This is a genomic window from Endozoicomonas sp. NE40, assembly GCF_040549045.1.
GTDB classification, from domain to species: domain Bacteria; phylum Pseudomonadota; class Gammaproteobacteria; order Pseudomonadales; family Endozoicomonadaceae; genus Endozoicomonas_A; species Endozoicomonas_A lisbonensis.
In genome coordinates, this window is sequence record NZ_JBEWTB010000002.1 from 2,938,594 (window position 1) to 2,957,971 (window position 19,378).

The 19,378-nt window shown below is 50.4% G+C and carries 17 protein-coding genes; 15 read left to right on the top strand and 2 right to left on the bottom strand.

The annotated features are described in order from the left end of the window. Positions 1–44: 44 nt before the first annotated feature. Positions 45–1,316 (bottom strand): NRAMP family divalent metal transporter, encoded by a 1,272-nt coding sequence (locus V5J35_RS14150; RefSeq protein ID WP_354007763.1) that lies wholly within the window; start codon positions 1,314–1,316, stop codon positions 45–47. 104 nt (positions 1,317–1,420) lie between these two features. Here V5J35_RS14150 and V5J35_RS14155 point away from each other — a divergent pair, with 104 nt between their 5' ends. The 6 genes from V5J35_RS14155 to V5J35_RS14180 all read left to right on the top strand — a co-directional run bounded on the left by V5J35_RS14155 (position 1,421) and on the right by V5J35_RS14180 (position 7,316). Beyond that, the gene (locus V5J35_RS14155; protein WP_354007764.1) at positions 1,421–1,612 is read left to right on the top strand and encodes a phosphoheptose isomerase family protein; all 192 of its coding nucleotides are present in this window, start codon (positions 1,421–1,423) and stop codon (positions 1,610–1,612) included. A 24-nt stretch (positions 1,613–1,636) separates the two neighbouring features. After that, complete coding sequence (locus tag V5J35_RS14160; protein ID WP_354007765.1) at positions 1,637–1,786, top strand: CBS domain-containing protein; 150 nt, start codon at positions 1,637–1,639, stop codon at positions 1,784–1,786. A gap of 174 nt (positions 1,787–1,960) precedes the next feature. After that, positions 1,961–2,899, top strand: coding sequence for a hypothetical protein (locus V5J35_RS14165; RefSeq protein ID WP_354007766.1), 939 nt, complete (start codon positions 1,961–1,963; stop codon positions 2,897–2,899). Positions 2,900–3,305: 406 nt separating this feature from the next. Then, the gene (locus V5J35_RS14170; protein ID WP_354007767.1) at positions 3,306–4,652 is read left to right on the top strand and encodes a hypothetical protein; all 1,347 of its coding nucleotides are present in this window, start codon (positions 3,306–3,308) and stop codon (positions 4,650–4,652) included. 66 nt (positions 4,653–4,718) lie between these two features. Further along, complete coding sequence (mutL, locus tag V5J35_RS14175; RefSeq protein WP_354007768.1) at positions 4,719–6,713, top strand: DNA mismatch repair endonuclease MutL; 1,995 nt, start codon at positions 4,719–4,721, stop codon at positions 6,711–6,713. Positions 6,714–6,740: 27 nt separating this feature from the next. Continuing rightward, positions 6,741–7,316, top strand: a complete 576-nt coding sequence (locus tag V5J35_RS14180; RefSeq protein ID WP_354007769.1) for an SRPBCC family protein — start codon at positions 6,741–6,743, stop codon at positions 7,314–7,316. On the opposite strand, the gene V5J35_RS14185 is transcribed toward V5J35_RS14180, so the two are convergent. Then, a complete protein-coding gene (locus V5J35_RS14185; protein ID WP_354007770.1) occupies positions 7,304–7,891 on the bottom strand; it encodes a GNAT family N-acetyltransferase in 588 nt (195 codons plus the stop codon). The two genes, V5J35_RS14180 and V5J35_RS14185, sit on opposite strands and share 13 nt — an antisense overlap. Positions 7,892–8,140: 249 nt before the next feature. On the opposite strand from V5J35_RS14185, the gene miaA reads away from it, so the two are divergent. The 9 genes from miaA (at position 8,141) to rnr (ending at position 19,327) form a co-directional block, all read left to right on the top strand. Then, positions 8,141–9,100 (top strand): tRNA (adenosine(37)-N6)-dimethylallyltransferase MiaA, encoded by a 960-nt coding sequence (gene miaA / locus V5J35_RS14190; RefSeq protein ID WP_354016419.1) that lies wholly within the window; start codon positions 8,141–8,143, stop codon positions 9,098–9,100. Between the two features lie 287 nt (positions 9,101–9,387). Then, complete coding sequence (hfq, locus tag V5J35_RS14195; protein ID WP_034879339.1) at positions 9,388–9,639, top strand: RNA chaperone Hfq; 252 nt, start codon at positions 9,388–9,390, stop codon at positions 9,637–9,639. A 220-nt stretch (positions 9,640–9,859) separates the two neighbouring features. Next, positions 9,860–11,149 carry a ribosome rescue GTPase HflX gene (gene hflX / locus V5J35_RS14200; RefSeq protein WP_354007771.1) on the top strand — a complete coding sequence of 430 codons (1,290 nt, stop codon included), beginning with the start codon at positions 9,860–9,862 and terminating at the stop codon, positions 11,147–11,149. Between the two features lie 381 nt (positions 11,150–11,530). Continuing rightward, positions 11,531–12,712 carry an FtsH protease activity modulator HflK gene (gene hflK, locus V5J35_RS14205; protein ID WP_354007772.1) on the top strand — a complete coding sequence of 394 codons (1,182 nt, stop codon included), beginning with the start codon at positions 11,531–11,533 and terminating at the stop codon, positions 12,710–12,712. Beyond that, on the top strand, positions 12,709–13,581 hold the full coding sequence (gene hflC / locus V5J35_RS14210; RefSeq protein ID WP_354007773.1) for a protease modulator HflC: 873 nt from the start codon (positions 12,709–12,711) through the stop codon (positions 13,579–13,581). The genes hflK and hflC overlap by 4 nt, the downstream gene beginning before the upstream one ends. A gap of 89 nt (positions 13,582–13,670) precedes the next feature. Continuing rightward, positions 13,671–13,862, top strand: coding sequence for a DUF2065 domain-containing protein (locus V5J35_RS14215; RefSeq protein WP_354007774.1), 192 nt, complete (start codon positions 13,671–13,673; stop codon positions 13,860–13,862). Positions 13,863–13,949: 87 nt separating this feature from the next. Then, a complete protein-coding gene (locus V5J35_RS14220) occupies positions 13,950–15,122 on the top strand; it encodes an ATP phosphoribosyltransferase regulatory subunit (RefSeq protein WP_354007775.1) in 1,173 nt (390 codons plus the stop codon). 87 nt (positions 15,123–15,209) lie between these two features. Continuing rightward, positions 15,210–16,502 carry an adenylosuccinate synthase gene (locus V5J35_RS14225; protein WP_354007776.1) on the top strand — a complete coding sequence of 431 codons (1,293 nt, stop codon included), beginning with the start codon at positions 15,210–15,212 and terminating at the stop codon, positions 16,500–16,502. Between the two features lie 287 nt (positions 16,503–16,789). Next, complete coding sequence (gene rnr, locus V5J35_RS14230) at positions 16,790–19,327, top strand: ribonuclease R (protein WP_354007777.1); 2,538 nt, start codon at positions 16,790–16,792, stop codon at positions 19,325–19,327. Positions 19,328–19,378: the final 51 nt, after the last annotated feature.

Genomic DNA, 19,378 nt, shown 5'->3' on the forward strand with positions numbered 1-19,378 from the left:
CATGTCCGGGATTAGCCCGGACAGGCATTTTATTCATCAACTCATCACATTAACCACTGCCACCAGATAAACAGGAAGGAAAAACCAAACAGAAACGCTAAACCGGCCTGACTCCAGATGTTTAATACTTTGCCAATGCGATGTTCATCCGGAATGTGGCTGGCACGAATCAGACGATAGTTCATCAGCGCAAAGACAGGGGTCGTCAAAAAAGCCGCAATCATGGCAAATTTCAACATGGCTAACATCGTGCCGGGAAACATCAATACCAACCCCAGCGCCCCGGATGTAACCAGCAACACTAACAGCGGGCTTTCTGTATCGGGATTATCTTCGCCACGCAAGTTGTCGATGGCACTTTTGTTAACCCTGTTGTAGCCATCGATGCATGTTAACGTTGAGCTATAAATACAGCACAGTGCTGCTGTGATCACCAACCAACGACTCCAGTCCCCTATAACGGCACCGTACATATCCGCCAGTTGTCGGCTGAAAGCTGCCCCGCTGGTTGCCAGTTCTACACCGGAACCATGCAGAATACGCGCTCCCAATGCCACAAAGAACAAAGCCAGGAGTGCTGTACCAATAAAGCCAACGTTTAAATCAAACAACGCTACCCGCATATCAGGACGACCACGATTCATAAATTTGTTGCGACTCCAGACAGAGTTCATCGCTGACACTTCCACCGGGGCAGGCATCCAGCCCATCAGGGAAATAAGCACTCCAAGGGAGGCCAGCGTCCATGGCGTCGGGGCTACAAAGCCGGGGGCAGCTGCAGCGGGCTGACTGAACGCCAGCAGGGTTGCCAATACGGTTACTACAGCAAGTAACAACACGATCCACTTGGAAACGACATCGACCATTCGATAATGCCCACGCAAAACAATCATCAAACTAATGACTGCTGCCACCCCGGCCAGAACCGGAGGTGTAACGCCCGGCACAATAAAAGTAGCCAGGGCACCGGTCAGTCCAAGTAATGCTGCGATATTGACCACTCCGGCAAACACATTCAAAACCAGAAACAACACTAACCAGGGCTTTCCAAGGCGAGCATAACCAGCCAGAAGACTTTCCCCGGTAGCGGCACTGTAGCGTGCTCCGAACTGGAAAAACGGATACTTAAAAAAGTTAACAAGAATAATCAACCCTACCAGTTGCCAACCATAGACGGCACCCGCCTGTGTTGAAGCAACAAGATGTGACCCGCCAATGGCAGCAGCGGCCACCATAATGCCGGGACCAAGTGCAGAAAAAGATAAGCGGGGTGAAGCAGCGGGTGATGAAGAGCTGGACATCGCAGGCGTAGACATATCAGGCGGCTCCGGGTTTAGCGCTGTTGGTGGTATTCATGGAATTATTATTGCATAACCAGGCTCCCAGCGGCCGGTTGAGTCGTTGCAAAAGGAGGGTACTCATGGAACTAACTTCATTTATTGTTCTGGATGCCAGTGTGACCGAAGATCTGGCCGATCAGGAGCACGCCCCCACGACTTATACCACCGTACTGCTGGCGATTGGCGATTGGCGATTGGCGATTGGCGACTTGCTGGCGGAAGCACTGCACCGCTTTCAGGCAAGTGACCTGGAAGGTTTGAAGAAAGACTAGAAAATTACCTGGGTACGCAACATAATGAGTGCCGACAACTATGGCTGCATTAAACCTGACAGTAAAATCAGAGATGTGATGCAGGCGATGACCGCAACCGGTTTCAAGATTTGCCTGGTCATGGACGGGGAAGACCTGGCCGGTGTGATAACGGATGGAGATTTACGACGCTGATTGTCTGGCGTTGACAGTCTGAGTGGCATGAAAGCCCGTAATATTATGAACGGCACACCCATCAGCATCAGGAAAGAATCCAAGGCTGGCTGGCCATTTTATTGAAGAGGTGTCAACCGGCATCTACACTGTTCTTCCTGAAATCAGTCCTCTGGGTAAAACATGCAGAGCGCCATGTACGTTTTTCGGTTTGTTGCACTGGCTGTCTTTTTCATTTTGCTGTCAAAACCAGCGACTGCCATTATTTCACCATTAGGCTTTGAGCTGGAAGAGCTGAACGGTGCCGGTGAAAAAAAGACCTCTGCCTACCTGCAGGATACAGAAGAGTGGGTTACTGCGACTGGAGCAGAGGGTCTTCAGCAGTGGATAAATACAAGGCTGGCTCTGAATACCCGAAGTTTTTACCCTTTAGATTTACTTGGCCGAAATGCCGTTGCCATCTGGTGGTTCATTCAGCGGGCTTTTCCTCACATAGCCCAGCCCCAAAGCAGTGTGTTGCCCCTAAGCACTGAAAGTGATGCATTAAGTGAAGTTGTGTCGAACCTGCTTTACCGGCGCAGCCCGCAGGAGCAATATCAACTGCTGGATGCTGCTGTTCGTATGACGGAAGACAACGCATTGTTTGCAGAGATTATTATTGAAAGACTTGGAACTTCCAGCTTTTTTCAGTCTTCCCATGAATATGGTTCTCTCCTTTTTGCGGCACTGGACAGCAGGAATTACCAACTGGTTATCAGTTTGATTGATGCCGGGATACCTGCTACGTCAGTGAACGCATCCGGGTTAAATGTTTTACAAGTAATCGCCAGCACCTCCTCGCACTGGCATGAAGTGCCATCAGTCAACCTCGAGTCTGGTCCACTGCCTTCTCGTTCCAATCCAGCTCCGGCATTTACTGAGTTGCGCCGTCTGCTGGTGATATGGATGTCATATTATCCCGATGAATTCACTTATGCGCTTGAACACGCCAGATCGGCAGGGAATGAAAGGGCTATTGAGTGGTTGAACAGTGTGCAACATAGCTTGCAAACAAACTTTTATATGACAAACCTGGTGTATTTATTTTCCCTTTTTATTACTAGTTATCAGGGGCAAAGTGCTCACAGAAATTGAAATGAAGTGAGAAAAACGGGGCAGAATCAGGGGCTGCCCCGTTTTCTCAATCAGAAGTCGTACTCGACCCTGAGATAATAGCGGTCACTCCTGTAACCAGACTGATGCCCAAGATCATAGCTCAACACCACATAGTTATTTCTGTATTTCATTCGTTTTTTTAGGTCAAAGTCTTGATTTAGACGACAACATGATTACATCTTAACGGAAGCCTGACCAGTTGAAATTCGTTACTCAAGATCGTTTAGACGCAGACGCTGCTGCAGGTCAGAGCATTATTTTCCAGTTCAATATCACCAATGGAGACCCCTTCCACTTATAATCCTGAATTGAGCCTGAAAAATTAACAGAACAGGCTATATTCTGACGATTGTCAGAATAGTTCACCCATCACAGGTTGTTATTAATGCAAAGATGCCTGTCATCAGTTCTGCTTTCCCGGGGCGTCTTGCTTTATTTTATTTTTTTCTTTACCTGCTCTGACACATTGTTCGCAAGTTATTACAGAATTTTCCCTGAAGGCTGTGAATCTGATAACGCTAAGGTCGTTTTTATCCGGACAGGTAAACAACTCGATGCAAACTGGCTGCTGGAAAATGCACATCTTAATGTGCAGGAAGTTTCGTTCCATGCCATAGAAGCCAGCAATGCGGCCTATTTCATTTTTAATGGTGGTATCGGGCATAGAGGGTTAAATTTCGCTGAATACAGCAGCCATCTGGTTTCTGCTATTCGGGCTGTTTTTCTGATCATGGCTGACAGTCGCTTTCACCCACCGGCAAGATCTGTCGCCAGTGAGCCCCCGAGAGTGGATCAGCGGGATTTTTTTATTGCGGTTGATCAGCTGGAGCAACTGGCGTGGCTGTTAAATTCTATAGGACAGTTGGCGGACAGACTGCAGGGCGAGGGGGCAATAGCTGACTGGCACTTCATTAGGCTTGTTTTCCATGATGAAGGCAGGGTTGCTGTTAGAATCAGGGTTTCATCGCAGGATCATGAATTGGTTCTTCAGCGGTTCAGAGAGCATTTCCCTTTTAGGACGATAGCTATCCAGCGCCCACAAATAGACTCAGCCTCTGGTACACAGAGCTTTCCACCAATAAACACAAACCAGAGGCGTAATCGCTTTGATATTTTGGAGGTTGGTGTTGAAAGCGTTAATCTCATTCGAGGTCTTTTGGCGGCTAATAATCTGCTTTCATTTGAAACGATTAATATACCTGACAGGACGACCTACCAGTCTTTTATTGTTCGCTTTAATGTTAGAAGAGAAGACTTGCAAAGGATTGCAGATCCTGAATGGCTTGATAATGTTCGAAGTTTTTTAAGGTGGCTTGATGTAGACACCAGTACAGGAAACGTACGACCTTTTTCCGGTTATCTGGCCCGGATAGATGGAAGTCATTACCAGGCAAATGGTATTGCCCTGACATTATCCTTTCGTTTTATAATTTATACAGGCCGCAATAATCAGGAGTCTGTCACCCCGTCGGATCTTTTGGGTCAGACTGGTGTTTCTGACGCAAGACCCTGGGATTCTCTGCAAATTCGCTGGCATTACCCAGTCAGGCAAACAGTAGTCCAGCCCGTCTGTTTTGCTGGAATTCTACTGAGAGTCTTGCGATTATTGAGCAGACGAAACCATGCAGAAAATGGTAATCCTGCTGAAACAGTCCGACTGTTGACCAATCCGAACAGAGATGCCTCCCACACGCATTTCATTCAGTTGCCGGGAAGCAGTCGAACGAATTAACCTCTTTTACCATGATCGTCGGTCATTTTCTGAAGACTTTGAACTCACCCGGAATAACACTGCAATATGAAGCCAATCCGCCTGCTGGACAACCGCCTTGCTAACCAGATCGCTGCCGGTGAAGTGGTTGAACGCCCTGCCTCCGTTGTAAAAGAGCTGTTGGAAAACAGTCTGGATGCGGGCGCAGGACGGGTAACGGTAGAGGTGGAAAATGGTGGTGTGAAACTGATTCGCATTCGTGATGATGGTCACGGTATTGGTAAAAACGAACTCGCGCTGGCATTGTCCCGACATGCCACCAGTAAAATCTCTGAGCTTGAAGACCTTGAGGGCGTGGCAACGCTGGGTTTTCGTGGTGAAGCCCTGGCTTCCATCAGTTCGGTGTCACGACTGACACTGACATCAAACTCCGAGGGACAGGAATCCGGCTGGCAGGTTCGTACCGAAGGGCGGGATATGGATGCGGTTGTGAACCCGGCTCCGCATCCAATTGGTACCACGCTGGAAGTCAAAGACCTCTTTTTCAATACACCAGCAAGGCGTAAATTTCTGCGCACGGAAAAAACCGAGTTCTCTCATCTGGAAGAAGTGGTAAAACGTCTGGCGCTCTCCCGCTTTGATGTGGGGTTTACCCTGAGGCATAACCAGCGCAGCATTCACCAGTTACGACCGGCGACTACTCAGGCAGAAAAAGATCGTCGGGTAGCTTCGTTGTGCAGTCCTAAATTCATTGAAAATGCCGTTATTGTGGATGTTGAAGCCTCTGGTTTGAAACTGTGGGGCTGGGTTGGACTGCCAACCTTTTCCCGCTCCAGTGCTGACCTGCAGTACTTCTTCGTTAATGGTCGTGTGATTCGGGATAAGCTGGTTGCTCATGCCGTTCGGCAGGCTTACCGCGATGTACTGTACAGTGGTCGTCACCCGACATTTGTGCTCTACCTTGAGCTGGATCCATCCATGGTCGATGTCAATGTACACCCGACCAAGCACGAAGTTCGCTTCCGTGACGGGCGAACGGTGCACAACTTTCTGTTTAGTACTTTGCATCGGGCTTTGGGAGAAGTGACGCCTGATGCGCAACTGCCTCCTTCTACCCTGACCCAGACTCAGCCGCTGGCGACTGGCGTCGAAGCAGGAGAGTTTCAGGGACAGGAAAATATTTCGCTGACAGCAACCCCCAAACCTGCCGGGCAGACTGCCTTTGCTTCAGCTGGCTCATCGGCAGTGACTGGAAGCTTTAACCGGACTGTTGAGCGTGCGCCGGAACCGGCGCAAATCCAGAAACATCTGCAAGCTTACAGCGAGTTGTATTCTGCTGCTGCAAGCCCTGCGGAAGTGGCTACATCACCCCGACCCGCTGCGGTAGTAGGAGAGTCAGCGGCACCGAATTATGTGCCTGCTGCAGCAAACCCAGCCACAACAAATCCAGCCGCTACCAGTGTGAATGACCCACTGCCTGCGTCTGATGCCTCTGGTATGCCGCCACTCGGTTTTGCCGTGGCGCAGCTGAAAGGCATTTATATCCTCTCTGAAAATGAGCAGGGCATGGTGCTGGTGGATATGCACGCTGCCCATGAACGCATCACTTATGAGCGCATGAAAGTTGCCTGGCATGCTGATGGCATAAAAGCCCAGCCACTGCTGGTGCCAAAGTCTATAGCGGTCAGTGACCGGGAAGCCAATATTGCTGAAGAGTTTGCTGGTTATTTTGAAAAACTGGGGTTAGCGCTTGAGCGCATGGGGCCTGAAACACTGCTGGTGCGTCAGGTTCCGGTGATGCTGCAGAGTGCTGACGTAGAAAAGTTGGTGCGTGATGTGCTGGCTGACCTGTCACAGCATGGCGACAGTGACCGGGTTGAATCCCAGATCAATGAAATCCTTGCCACCATGGCCTGCCATGGCTCGGTAAGGGCGAATCGTCGTTTATCTATTGAAGAAATGAATGCGCTGCTGCGAGACATGGAGCAGACGGAACGCAGTGGCCAGTGCAATCATGGACGCCCAACCTGGACTATGCTGACAATGGATCAGCTGGATAAGCTGTTTTTACGGGGGCGATAGCGTTTAACAGCCAGAGGGACTCAAGGGATGAAAAAGGCTTGTGCGTTTTTTTTACTCATTGTGATGTTGTTATTAATGGAAGTCCCGCAGAACAATCCCCGTATCCGGCTACAGTCCCAGTCGTTGATACATCAACCTGTGACAGAAGTCTGGGAACAGCTGTCAGACCTGTCACAGGTGCAGAATTATGTACCGTTTGTTAGCGGCAGTAACATCAATACTGATCAGAAAAAGGGAGAGGGTGTTCAACGTACTGTCTGGCTGAAAAAACGGCGGACAGTACAGGAAGAAGTGATTGAGTGGGATGATGGTCAGGGATATGTGCTGCGGCTTAACGACGCTTCGTTTTTTCTCCCGTTCCACGATATGGAAACGCGTTATCATATTGACCCGGACGATGAGCTGGGACTTCAATCGGACCTGACGATTACTCTTACCGTTCGTCCCCGCTTCGGGTTGTTGGGAAGGTGGTTTATGACGCCATGGATAACTACCCGGCTTCAACGACAACTGGATGAGCTGGCTGACGGGATAAAATACCATTTTGAAACAGGGTTGCAGGTTTCTGAAGACGTACAGGTAGTTTTTCCTCACCCCGAATAGGTTACTTCAGGAGTGAAAACACTGTTTATTTTCTTCTTAAGGGAGTGATATACAATGTCAATATTACCTTTCCACAGCTTGTGGGACCTTATCAATTCAAACTTGTCTTGAAATTGCAACCCAGCATCCGGGTCTTCGAGATTGTCCAGAGCTACCCAGTAATTTCTGGACACGTTTTCCGGGGCAGGGTGAAAACCAAACTGAAGATAAAACCCGTAAGCCTTATAGATCGGGGAGACCACATACAGATATCTTCCACCATTTACCACGACCTCGCAGGTTAAGATTAACATCAATAATGTTCCAAGTGAGGTATTGCGATACCCGGCATTAACAAAAATAAATTTAATAGTGAAATAGTCCAGATCATTCCGTCGTTCGAAAACCAGAGTACGACTAAATTTGCAAGATGCGCTTATATGGCCTGCTTTTATTTCTGAGCCATTAGCTTTTTGGTGGTATAGGGTTAGTATTAATTTTTTAACACTGCAAGTTCGCTTTAAAACAAAAAGATTTCCTGAAGGGGTATGTTTAAACATGGAGTTATCAGGAACAGCAATGCAGTTAAATGGCATAATAAACGTCCTCATTCGTCGCGCAGGAAAGACTTCGAGGTTGAAAGCCCGGAACCTGACATTAGTTCAGGTACCCTGGTCATCAAGCTTAAATCATTTGGTACGCCCGGCATGGGCATGAACTTATTCCAACAGTGATGGGAACCTCCGAGCTGTCTATTGGTCAAAGCCACAACTGCCGCTAAGAGACGCTTTCGGGTAGACTCTGGCCTCTTTTGTAAACGACTGACCCCTGACTTCCAGAGATTTATGGCAACTGATATCAATAATTCAGCTGAACTGCCCCCGGCTATTTGCCTGATGGGGCCAACAGCGTCTGGCAAAACGGATCTGGCGATCCGTTTATCCGAGGTTCTGCCCTGCGAACTGATCAGCGTCGATTCTGCACTGGTCTACAAAGGGATGGATATCGGAACCGCCAAGCCGACTGCTGAAGAACAGGCCCGCGCACCCCATCGGCTGATTGATATCAAAGACCCGTCCGAACCCTATTCTGCGGCCATGTTTCGTGAAGATGCCCTGCGTGAAATGGCTGAGATTACAGCCCGGGGCAAAATTCCGTTGCTGGTCGGTGGCACCATGCTGTATTTCAAAATTTTGCGGGATGGCATTGCTGAATTGCCTTCAGCAGCCCCTGAAGTACGGGAGCGCATCCTTCAGGAAGCCGCAGAGAAAGGCTGGCCAGAACTGCACAGGCGTTTGCAGGAGGTTGATCCGGTAACGGCAGAGCGCTTAAAGCCCCGTGATGCCCAGCGCATTCAGCGGGCGCTGGAAGTTTATGAAACAACTGGCAAGCCGCTTTCAGTCTGGCACCAGGAGCAGGAAGACCAGCGTTTACCTTATCGACTGGTCAATCTCGCTATTGCTCCACAGGAGCGTTCTGTCCTGCATGAACGCATAAAAATTCGTTTTGAGCAGATGATTCAGAACAAATTTGAGGAAGAGGTTCGTGGATTATACGGACGGGATGACCTTGACCCGACCCTGCCAGCGATTCGTGCCGTGGGGTATCGCCAGATGTGGAGTTACCTTGAAGGTGAAATGGACTTCGATGAAATGATTGAACGGGGAATCATTGCGACCCGTCAGCTGGCAAAAAGACAGCTGACATGGCTGCGAGGCTGGTCAGACGTTGACTGGCTGGACAGTCTGTCACCAAGTCTGTTGGATGACGCCTTGAAAGTACTGAAAACTACCCGTATATATTAGATAATTAACGAATTCCTTGTTCGCACTGATGACGCGATTGGTTACAGAATGAACCGTTCCGTGACGGATTGGCACGTAAGAACCTGCAATACTTTCTGCAGGTCCGGTTTGAGTAGCTAGTATTACCTATTGAAGGCAGTGTGGGGCATCGCTTACTGTTGCTCAGCATTTTTCTGGGCTGTACACAGATTGAACAATTAGGTACTGCCACTGCCGGTCAAGCGAATGGCTCACCTAAAAGTGAAACAAGGCTATTCAAAATCCGAGAATTAATAAGGAGTACAGAAATGTCAAAAGGGCATTCTCTACAAGACCCTTACCTTAATGTGCTGCGTAAAGAGCGCGTGCCGGTTTCCATTTACCTGGTAAATGGTATCAAGCTCCAGGGACAGATCGAATCTTTCGATCAGTTCGTGATCCTTCTGAAGAACACTGTAAGCCAGATGGTTTACAAGCATGCTGTATCCACAGTAGTGCCGAGCCGTCCGGTTCGCCTGCCGATGCAAGGTTCTGATATGCCAGAGCATGAGCAGGAATAATTGACCTCAGTTGTCTGCTTGTTTGTCCCCTTCCCGGGATGATCAATAAGCTTGAGGTACAAACTGCTTCCTACACCAAAAGGCGCCTAGTGCGCCTTTTGGTGTTTCTGTATCAGGTAAATAACGATCGCCGGGCTTCTGGTGGAGCATCTCAGGTGGTTGAAAATAGTAATTGATATTACTATGCACATCGGATTAAACCGACTTCAGGAGATAATCATTGTTTTTTGAACGCCATGAAGGTGGTGAAAATGCGATTCTTGTCCATCTGGATATGACTGATGACAAGGAGCGTGAGGACCCTCACGAATTCAGGGAGCTTGCCCGCTCTGCAGGCATTTCTGAGATTGATTTTGTGACGGTCAGCAGTAACAAACCTTCGCCACGCTATTTTATCGGGCAGGGAAAAGTAGAAGAAATTCAGCAGCTGGTTACACTGCACAAAGCCGACGTGGTGCTTTTCAACCACGCACTCTCCCCCAGTCAGGAACGTAACCTTGAAAAAGAATTTGAGTGCAAGGTCGTTGACCGCACGGGCCTGATTCTGGATATCTTTGCCCAGCGGGCAAGAACCTTTGAAGGTAAACTGCAGGTCGAGCTGGCGCAGCTGCAGCACCTGAGCACCCGACTGGTACGGGGCTGGACTCACCTTGAACGCCAGAAAGGTGGTATTGGTCTCAGAGGGCCGGGTGAAACCCAGTTGGAAACTGACCGCCGACTGCTGCGGGTTCGTATCAAAAGCATCACCAAACGACTGGATAAAGTTCGCAAACAGCGTGATCAGGGACGGCGTTACCGCAAGCGTGCGGAGGTGCCGCTGATCTCTCTGGTAGGCTACACCAACGCCGGTAAATCCACGCTGTTTAATGCCCTGACTGAATCCGATGTGTATGCGCAGGACCAGTTGTTTGCAACGCTGGACCCGACTCTGCGCCGTCTGGATTTGCCGGACGTGGGAGAATCCGTACTGGCCGATACCGTTGGTTTTATCCGTCATTTGCCGCATAAACTGGTGGAAGCGTTCAGGGCAACGCTGGAAGAAACGGCTCAGGCTGACCTGCTTTTACACGTTATTGACGCACATGACCCTGAAAGGCTTGATAATATCAAGCAGGTACATGACGTGCTGGGAGAGATCAACGCAGACGAAGTGCCAAGACTTCAGGTTTACAACAAGATCGACCTGCTGGAAAACGTAGAACCGAAAATTCAGCGTGATGATCAGGGAAACCCCGTCAGAGTCTGGGTGTCTGCGATGCAGGGTGAAGGCCTGGAGCTGGTTCTTCAGGCAGTGGCAGAGCTGCTGGGTGAAGACCTGGTACAGGGTACACTGCGACTGGAGCCACATCAGGGCAAAGTCAGGTCTCGACTTTATCAGCTAGGTGCGATTCAATCAGAAGAGTATGCCGATACGGGGGAGTTGCTGTTGGACATTCGTTTACCACGACATGATTTCGACAGAATTTCCAAACAGGAAGGATTGCAAGAGGGCTGTCTGGTTGAGCGTTAAGTGCTCAGATTGTGTAAATTGAGATCAATATGTTGATCTGTGTAGTGGACAATACCGATTCGGCTTGCGCTTTTTGCTACACAAACTCTACAATCTGGCTCAGAACGATAAACAGCCATGAGCAAAGAAAAGCTGCTTTTATCACCTGTGATGAAAATAGCCTGTTCTCAGGTAGGCAGCTCCGACCTTATAACTTATTGCACGCTGAATGACCGTTCTTTTTTGTGAGAAAACTGGTGCTGATCACTTGCTCAAGTCGCTTGCTCAAGTCGCTTGCTCAAGTCGCTTGCTCAAATCGATAGGTAAGCTGGTTTTCCCGCGCAATGACGTGGTTTCAACAGACGTTGCAGCCGATTAGATACTGACTCTACGGAGACATATATGGCCTGGAACGAGCCGGGTGGAAATAACCAGGATCCTTGGGGTGGTGGTAACAAAGGGAAGAATCAGGGACCCCCTGATTTGGACGACGCTTTACGTAAGCTTCAGGATAAACTGAACTCACTCTTTGGTGGTGGTAAAAGTGGAGGAAACTCCGGAGGAGGCAGTTCGGCTTCTTCGGGCTCTTCATCAGGGATGTTTATCGGTGTTCTGATACTGGCCGCTGTGGCTTATATCTGGAATGCCGTTTATACCGTTGACGAAAAAGAGCGCGCCGTTATTTTGCGCTTTGGTCAATATCATCAGACCGTTGAGCCGGGCCTGCATATCTATTTCCCGCCTTTTGAAACCAAATATCAGGAAAAGGTTACCGAACTTCGTACCTACAACCTGCGCCAGCAGATGCTGACGGAAGACGAAAACATTGTTGAAGTGTCGATGTCCGTTCAGTACAACATTGGTGATGTTAAGTCCTACGTTCTTAACGTAGCCAAGCCTATGGTCAGTCTGGAAGAAGCCTCTCAAAGTGCCTTGCGTCACGTTGTCGGCAGCTCCGAGATGTATCAGGTGCTGACTGAAGGTCGTGAAACCATGGGCGTAGAGGTGCGTAAGCGCCTGCAGGACTACCAGGATGCTTATGGTACTGGTCTGAAGGTTAACAAGGTGAACATCGAGAGCGCCCAGCCTCCGAAAGAGGTACAGGCTGCATTTGATGATGTAATCCGTGCCCGGGAAGACGAGCAGCGTGCGAAAAACCGTGCCGACGCTTATGCCAACAAAGTGGTTCCGGAAGCCCGTGGTCAGGCCCAGCGTGAGCTGGAAGAAGCCAACGCTTATCGTGACGAACTGGTGGCCAGGGCAGAAGGTGAGGCAGACCGTTTTGTGAAGCTGCTGAACGAATATCGTCGTGAGCCCGATGTCACCCGCGAACGTCTGTATCTGGAAACCATGGAAAGCGTTCTGGGGACAACCAGCAAGGTTCTGGTGGATGTTGAAGGTGGTAATAACATGATGTACCTGCCGCTGGATCGTCTGAATCAGCCCAAGTCCGCAAATCAGGGTTCTGATGGCTCATCTGCCCTGTCACAGCAGGATTTAAGCAATATCGCTAATCAGGTAACAGAGGAGCTGAATCGGCGAGTGAGTAGTGCGCGCAGCAGCACCGGGAGGACTGTACGATGAGTCAGAAAGGTTTCAGCGCTCTGGTCATTGGTCTGGTTGCCCTGATCGTTGCATGGAGCAGCCTGTTTGTAATCAACGAACGTGAGCGTGCGGTACAGTTACGTTTTGGTCAGCTGGTTAAAGATGATATCCAGCCCGGCCTGCATATCAAGATCCCGTTTGTGGATAATGTGCGGATATTTGATGCCCGTCTGCAGAATCTGGAAGTGCCTTCCGAGCGTTTCCTGACTCTGGAACAGAAAGCGGTTATCGTGGACTCCTACATCAAGTGGCGTGTTGACGACGTTAGTCGTTTCTACCGTGCCACTGCTGGTGACCTGTTCCGTGCCAACACTCTGTTGTCTCAGCGTGCGGAATCCCGTATGCGGAACAAGTTTGGTGCTCTGACCCTGAACGAAGTGGTATCTGGTCAGCGTGACCGTCTGATGAACGAGATCACCGACGAACTGAACTCTGTGGCTCGTGATGAGCTGGGTGTGAGCGTGGTGGATGTCCGGGTTAAGAAAATTGACCTGCCTCCTCAGGTGAGTGACTCGGTTTATGAGCGTATGTCTTCCGAGCGGGATAAAGAAGCCCAGGAATATCGCTCTAAAGGTCTGGAGATGGCGGAAGGTATCCGTGCGAATGCAGACCGTGAACAGCGGGTCATTCTGGCGAACGCTTACCGGGATGCGGAAATGATCCGGGGTGACGGCGACGCGAAAGCCGCAGAGATTTATGCCAAGGCATTCCGTCAGGACCCTGAGTTCTACGCCTTTACCCGTAGTCTGGAAGCCTATCGGAAGTCCTTTAACAGTACTGGCGACATTATGCTGCTGGAGCCTGACAGTGACTTCTTTAACTATCTGAACAGTAAATCAGGTAATTAATCAATCACCGGCAGTGAAACCTTGCGCTGCCGGTGGTAATATACCACAAACCGGGTTTCGCCCGGTTTTTTCGTGTATGAGGTTTACACGTGGAATTTGGCAAGCAATTGCTCATTGCCATCAGCCTGATGCTGGTGCTGGAAGGTATTCTTCCTTTCCTTTATCCACAGCGCTGGCGCAACCTGGTCGCAAAGCTCTCAGAGATTGATGATCGGCAGCTGCGTATAGCGGGTTTTATCAGCATGCTGGCTGGTGTGGTTCTGTTGACCCTCGTTAGCTAGTTTCCAGACATTGTCCGTAAATAGCCTGTACCTGCAGACAGATTATTTACGAACACTGCCTGAAATAAGCTAACAAGAGAGGCTGTTATGACCGTCGCCGATCGCTGGCTGTTGCCAGATGGGATTGAAGAAATTTTGCCGCCCCGGGCTCGCAGAGCAGAAGCTTTGCGCCGGGAAATGCTGGATTTATTTGATTGCTGGGGTTATGACCTGGTCATTCCTCCGCATCTGGAGTTTCTTGAATCACTGACTGCCGGCGTTGGTCACGACCTCGAGCTGCAGATATTCAAGGTGACGGACCTGATGACCGGCCGCACCATGGGATTGCGGGCAGACACCACGCCTGCGGTAGCCCGCATTGATGCGCATAACCTGACGGATGATGGTCCGGTAAGGCTTTGCTACGCAGGCAGTGTCTTTCATGCCCGGCCTGCGTCGTTGGGTGCGTCCCGTTCACCGATTCAGCTGGGTGCTGAGTTGTATGGTCATACGGGGCCGGAAAGCGATATTGAAGTGATTTCCCTGATGCTGGAAACCCTCAGTGTCGTGGGCATGGATTCCCCCAACCTGGATCTTGGTCATGTACAGATCTACCGTGCGCTGGTAGCCAGTGCCGGACTGGACAAGGATCAGGAACAGCTGTTGTTTGATGCCTTGCAGCGCAAGGCAACCTGTGAAGTTGAAGAACTGCTGGCACACTGGCATGTAGACGCGGATGTTGTGCCAATGTTCAGGGCTTTAACCGGGCTTTCAGGTAAGGTGGATGTCATCGCAAAAGCCAGGGATGTTCTGGCCAATGCACCTCTGGAAGTGTTCGCAGCACTGGATGCGCTGGAAAATATTGCGCAAACCATTACCCGGCAGTACCCGAAAGTGAACCTTTATCTGGATCTGGGAGAACTGCGTGGTTATCACTACCACACAGGGGTTGTGTTTGCTGCTTATGTTCCCGGACATGGACAGGCGATTGCCAAAGGCGGTCGTTATGATGGCGTGGGCAGGATGTTTGGTCGTGCTCGTCCGGCAACAGGCTTCAGTACCGATCTGAAAGCCCTGCTGGATTTTAAACCGTGTGACGTTGAATCACGGGCAATCATTTTTGCACCGGCTGATGCGGATTCCGCCGTTGTTCGGAAGCTGCGTCAGCAGGGCCTGCGGGTAATCATCGAGTTACCGGGGCAAAAGACAGACGCGGTAAGCTCTGGCTGCAATCAGCAGCTGGTTTGCCGTGACGGAGACTGGCAGGTTGAATCCTTATAGATCACCACAGTCACTATTTGCTGTATACAGCTAACACTTGTCGTACGACAGTATAGCTGTTTTGTTATGAATTAAAGAGACCGTATCATGGGTAAGACTGTTGTCGTACTGGGCACCCAGTGGGGTGATGAAGGCAAAGGTAAAATCGTGGATCTGCTCACCGAGCAGGCTGAAGCGGTAGTACGCTTTCAGGGTGGACATAATGCTGGCCACACCCTGGTGATTGATGGCGAGAAAACCGTTCTGCACCTGATTCCATCCGGAATCCTGCGTGAAGGCGTTGTGTGCTACATCGGTAACGGTGTTGTACTGTCCCCTGAAGCTCTGCTGAAAGAAATTCACATGCTGGAAGACGGCGGCGTACCTGTACGTGAGCGCATGAAGATCAGTCCTTCCTGCCCTCTGATCCTGCCTTATCACGTTGCACTGGATCAGGCTCGTGAAGCTGCGCGTGGTAAAGCCAAAATCGGTACCACGGGTCGTGGTATTGGTCCGGCTTACGAAGACAAAGTTGCTCGTCGCGGTCTGCGTGTCGCTGACCTGCTGCACCCTGAGCGTTTTGCCCAGAAGCTGAAAGAAGTGATGGAATACCACAACTTCGCTCTGCAGCACTACTACAAGGCTGAGCCGGTTGACTATCAGAAAGTGCTGGACGAAGCACTGGCCATGGGCAAGGACATTGCGCCAATGGTAGACCGTGTGGTTGACCGTATTCACGAACACCATGGCAAAGGCGATAACATCCTGTTCGAAGGTGCGCAGGGTTCCCTGCTGGATATCGACCACGGTACCTACCCGTTCGTAACTTCTTCCAACACCACTGCGGGTGGCGTTTCTACGGGTAGTGGCTTTGGTCCTCTGTACCTGGACTACGTGCTGGGTATCACCAAGGCTTACACCACACGTGTAGGTTCCGGTCCATTCCCGACCGAACTGTTCGATGAAGTGGGTGCGCACCTGGCCAAACAGGGTAACGAGTTTGGTGCAACCACTGGTCGTCCACGTCGTTGTGGCTGGTTCGACGCGGTAGCACTGCGTCAGTCTGTACAGATCAACTCTGTATCTGGTCTGTGTCTGACCAAGCTGGACGTACTGGACGGTCTGGAAACCATCAAGATCTGTACCGGTTACAAGAACGCTGAAGGCGAGTCTATCACGACTCCGGTTGATGCCGACGAGTACGAAGCGCTGGAGCCAGTGTACGAAGAAGTACCGGGCTGGTCTGAGTCCACTTTCGGCGCGAAGAACCTGGATGATCTGCCTGAAAACGCCCGTGCTTATATCCGTCGTCTGGAAGAAGTGGTTGGCACACCAATCGACATCGTTTCTACCGGCCCTGATCGTGTAGAAACCATCATTCTGAACCAGCCATTCGGTTGATCGTTTGATGCATCACCCATCACCTGATCCACTCAGGTGGTGGGTGCCGCCCGGCGTGAGAGTGCCAGTCTTTCAATCCCGTTGATCCTTCCTGTAAGCTTTAAACATCCTGCCGAAAAAGCTTACTAACAGCATCTGACTGTTGACATAAACCTGCAATTTCTATCGTCACAGGAGGGCTTCAGGTTACACTAAACCTATGCTCAAACATCAATTCCGGAAAAGACACCCAGCCACTATAGCAACGACTATGTTCTGTTCCCAATGCCAAGAGGTTAAATAACCGCATGTCCAAAGGGTGGAAAGACACCGACCCACAGGCGGCTCAAGAGGCATCCCGCTATGCCACGCCGATTCCCAGCAGACTTTTTATCATGGAGCTCCTTGATCAGCGGGGTGCTCCTGCCAGCCATAAGGCATTGTGCGCAGAGCTGAAAATTACCGAACCGGAACAGCGTGAAGCCCTGCTGTTTCGCCTCAAGGCTATGATTCGTGACGGGCAACTGCACGAAACCCGCAAAGGTACCTTTGGCCTGCTCAGTAAAATGGACCTGGTTAAAGGTCGGGTGCAGGGCAATAAAGACGGCTTTGGCTTCCTGATTCCTGATGACGGGTCTGAAGACCTGTACCTGTCCTGGCGAGAAATGCGTCAGTTGTTTGATGGTGATCGTGCGGTTGTGCGGGAAACAGGCGTTGACCGTCGTGGTCGTCGGGAAGGGCAGGTCATTGAAGTTCTTGAGCGTAACACCACCCAGCTGGTGGGAAGGTATTACGAAGAATCCGGTTCCAGTATTGTTGTGCCTGAAAATTCCCGTATTGGTCGTGAGATTCTGGTTAAGCCCGGCCCCATTATGCCTTCCCAGGGGCAGTATGTTCTGCTGGAAATCATTGAGCAACCGGGTCGGCGAACGCAGCCGATGGGTCTGGTCAAACAGATTCTGGGAGAGCGTCAGGATGCAGGCATGGAAGTGGATGTGGCCGTTCACACCCACGGTATTCCCCGGGAATGGCCGCCGGAAGTCGACGAACAGATTGCGGACTTTAAATCTGAAGTAGCTCAAAGGGATAAACAACACCGGGTTGATCTGCGCGAGGTGCCGTTTGTCACTATTGATGGCGAAGATGCCCGCGATTTTGACGATGCGGTGTTCTGCGAAACCAAAAAAAGCGGGGGCTGGCGTCTTTATGTGGCCATTGCGGATGTGTCCTATTATGTAAGACCCGGTTCGGCGCTTGATAAAGAAGCTCATAACCGGGGTACATCGGTGTACTTTCCCGGTACGGTTATTCCGATGTTGCCGGAAATTTTATCCAACGGCTTATGTTCTCTGAACCCGGAGGTCGATCGACTGGCAATGGTCTGTGAAATGACCATCAGTGCCAGAGGTAAAATTTCAGGCTACAAATTCTACGAAGGTTTGATCCGATCCCATGCCCGACTGACTTACAATCAGGTCTGGTCGATGCTCGACAGACCGCTGTCTGATGACGGTAAAGAGAATCGTCGGCAGCGTAAGGCGCTGGTTCCCCATATTGAAGAGTTGTACAACCTGTTCAAAGTGTTTAAACAGGTGCGGGCGAGTCGTGGAACCATTGATTTTGAAACCGTTGAAACCCAGATTATTTTTGGTCGCAACCGCAAGATCGATAAAATTGTGCCTGCGGTTCGCAATGATGCGCACAAAATTATTGAAGAGTGCATGCTGAGTGCCAATGTGTGCGCAGCCCGTTTTCTTGAAAAGCATGGTGTACCGGGGTTGTACCGGGTTCATGAAGGTCCAACGCTGGAAAAACGACTGAACCTGAATATGTTTCTGGGCAGCCTTGGGTTGTCGGTTCCACAGGGTAAAATTCAACCCGCCGATTTGCAGGCTTTGCTGGAAGAAGTTCGGGATCGCCCTGATTTTCAGGTGATCCAGACCATGGTGCTGCGTTCCATGAGTCAGGCAGTTTACACATCGGACAACCAGGGGCATTTTGGTCTGGCGTTTAATGCCTATGCCCACTTTACGTCTCCGATTCGCCGTTATCCGGACCTGCTGGTGCATCGTGCCATTCGTCATATTGTTCGTTCACCCGTTCCCAGTCGTCATGTGACCCGTGTCGGTGCCAGGGATATGAATCGCAAGACGATTTACCCTTACGACGATGCACAGGTTGAAGCCATGGGTGAGCACTGCTCAACCACCGAACGCCGGGCGGATGAGGCAACCCGTGATGCCATGGACTGGCTGAAGTGTGAGTACATGCAACAGCACATTGGCCAGACTTACACGGGCGTTGTTTCAGCCGTTACCGGCTTTGGTCTGTTTGTGGCGCTGGAAGATATCTTTGTTGAAGGTCTGGTACACGTCACCAGTCTTCCCGGCGACTATTACCATTACGACAATGTTCACCAATGTCTGCGTGGTGAGCGTACAGGCCGGCGCTTTGGTCTAGGGGATGAGCTGGAAATCATCGTCAGCAATGTCAACATGGAAGATAAAAAGGTGGACTTTGAACTGGCAGACGGCGCACCACTAAAGCCTCGGAAGCCTCGCAGCAGCCGCAAAACCGGATCAAAAAAAGCAGGTGGTAAACAGTTAGCCAGTGTCGCCAAAAGCCGTGCTGCCAAGAAAGCACTGATGGAAGCGGCAAAAGATGATGAGAAGGGAAAAAGGGGTGGCAAGAGACGTAAGCCACCCAAAGGGCAGAAGAACAAGGCTAAAAATGTAAGCAGCCCCAAATCTTCCAGAAAGAATACAGGTAAGGCAAAAGCTGATACAAACCAGTCTCAAGCCAGGCCGAAAGGGCGTCAGCCGAGAAAGCGTAAAGCTTCCTCGTGATGGCTAGCCTACCCCTCACTTTCACATTTTGTGAAAATGAGGGGTCAGCAG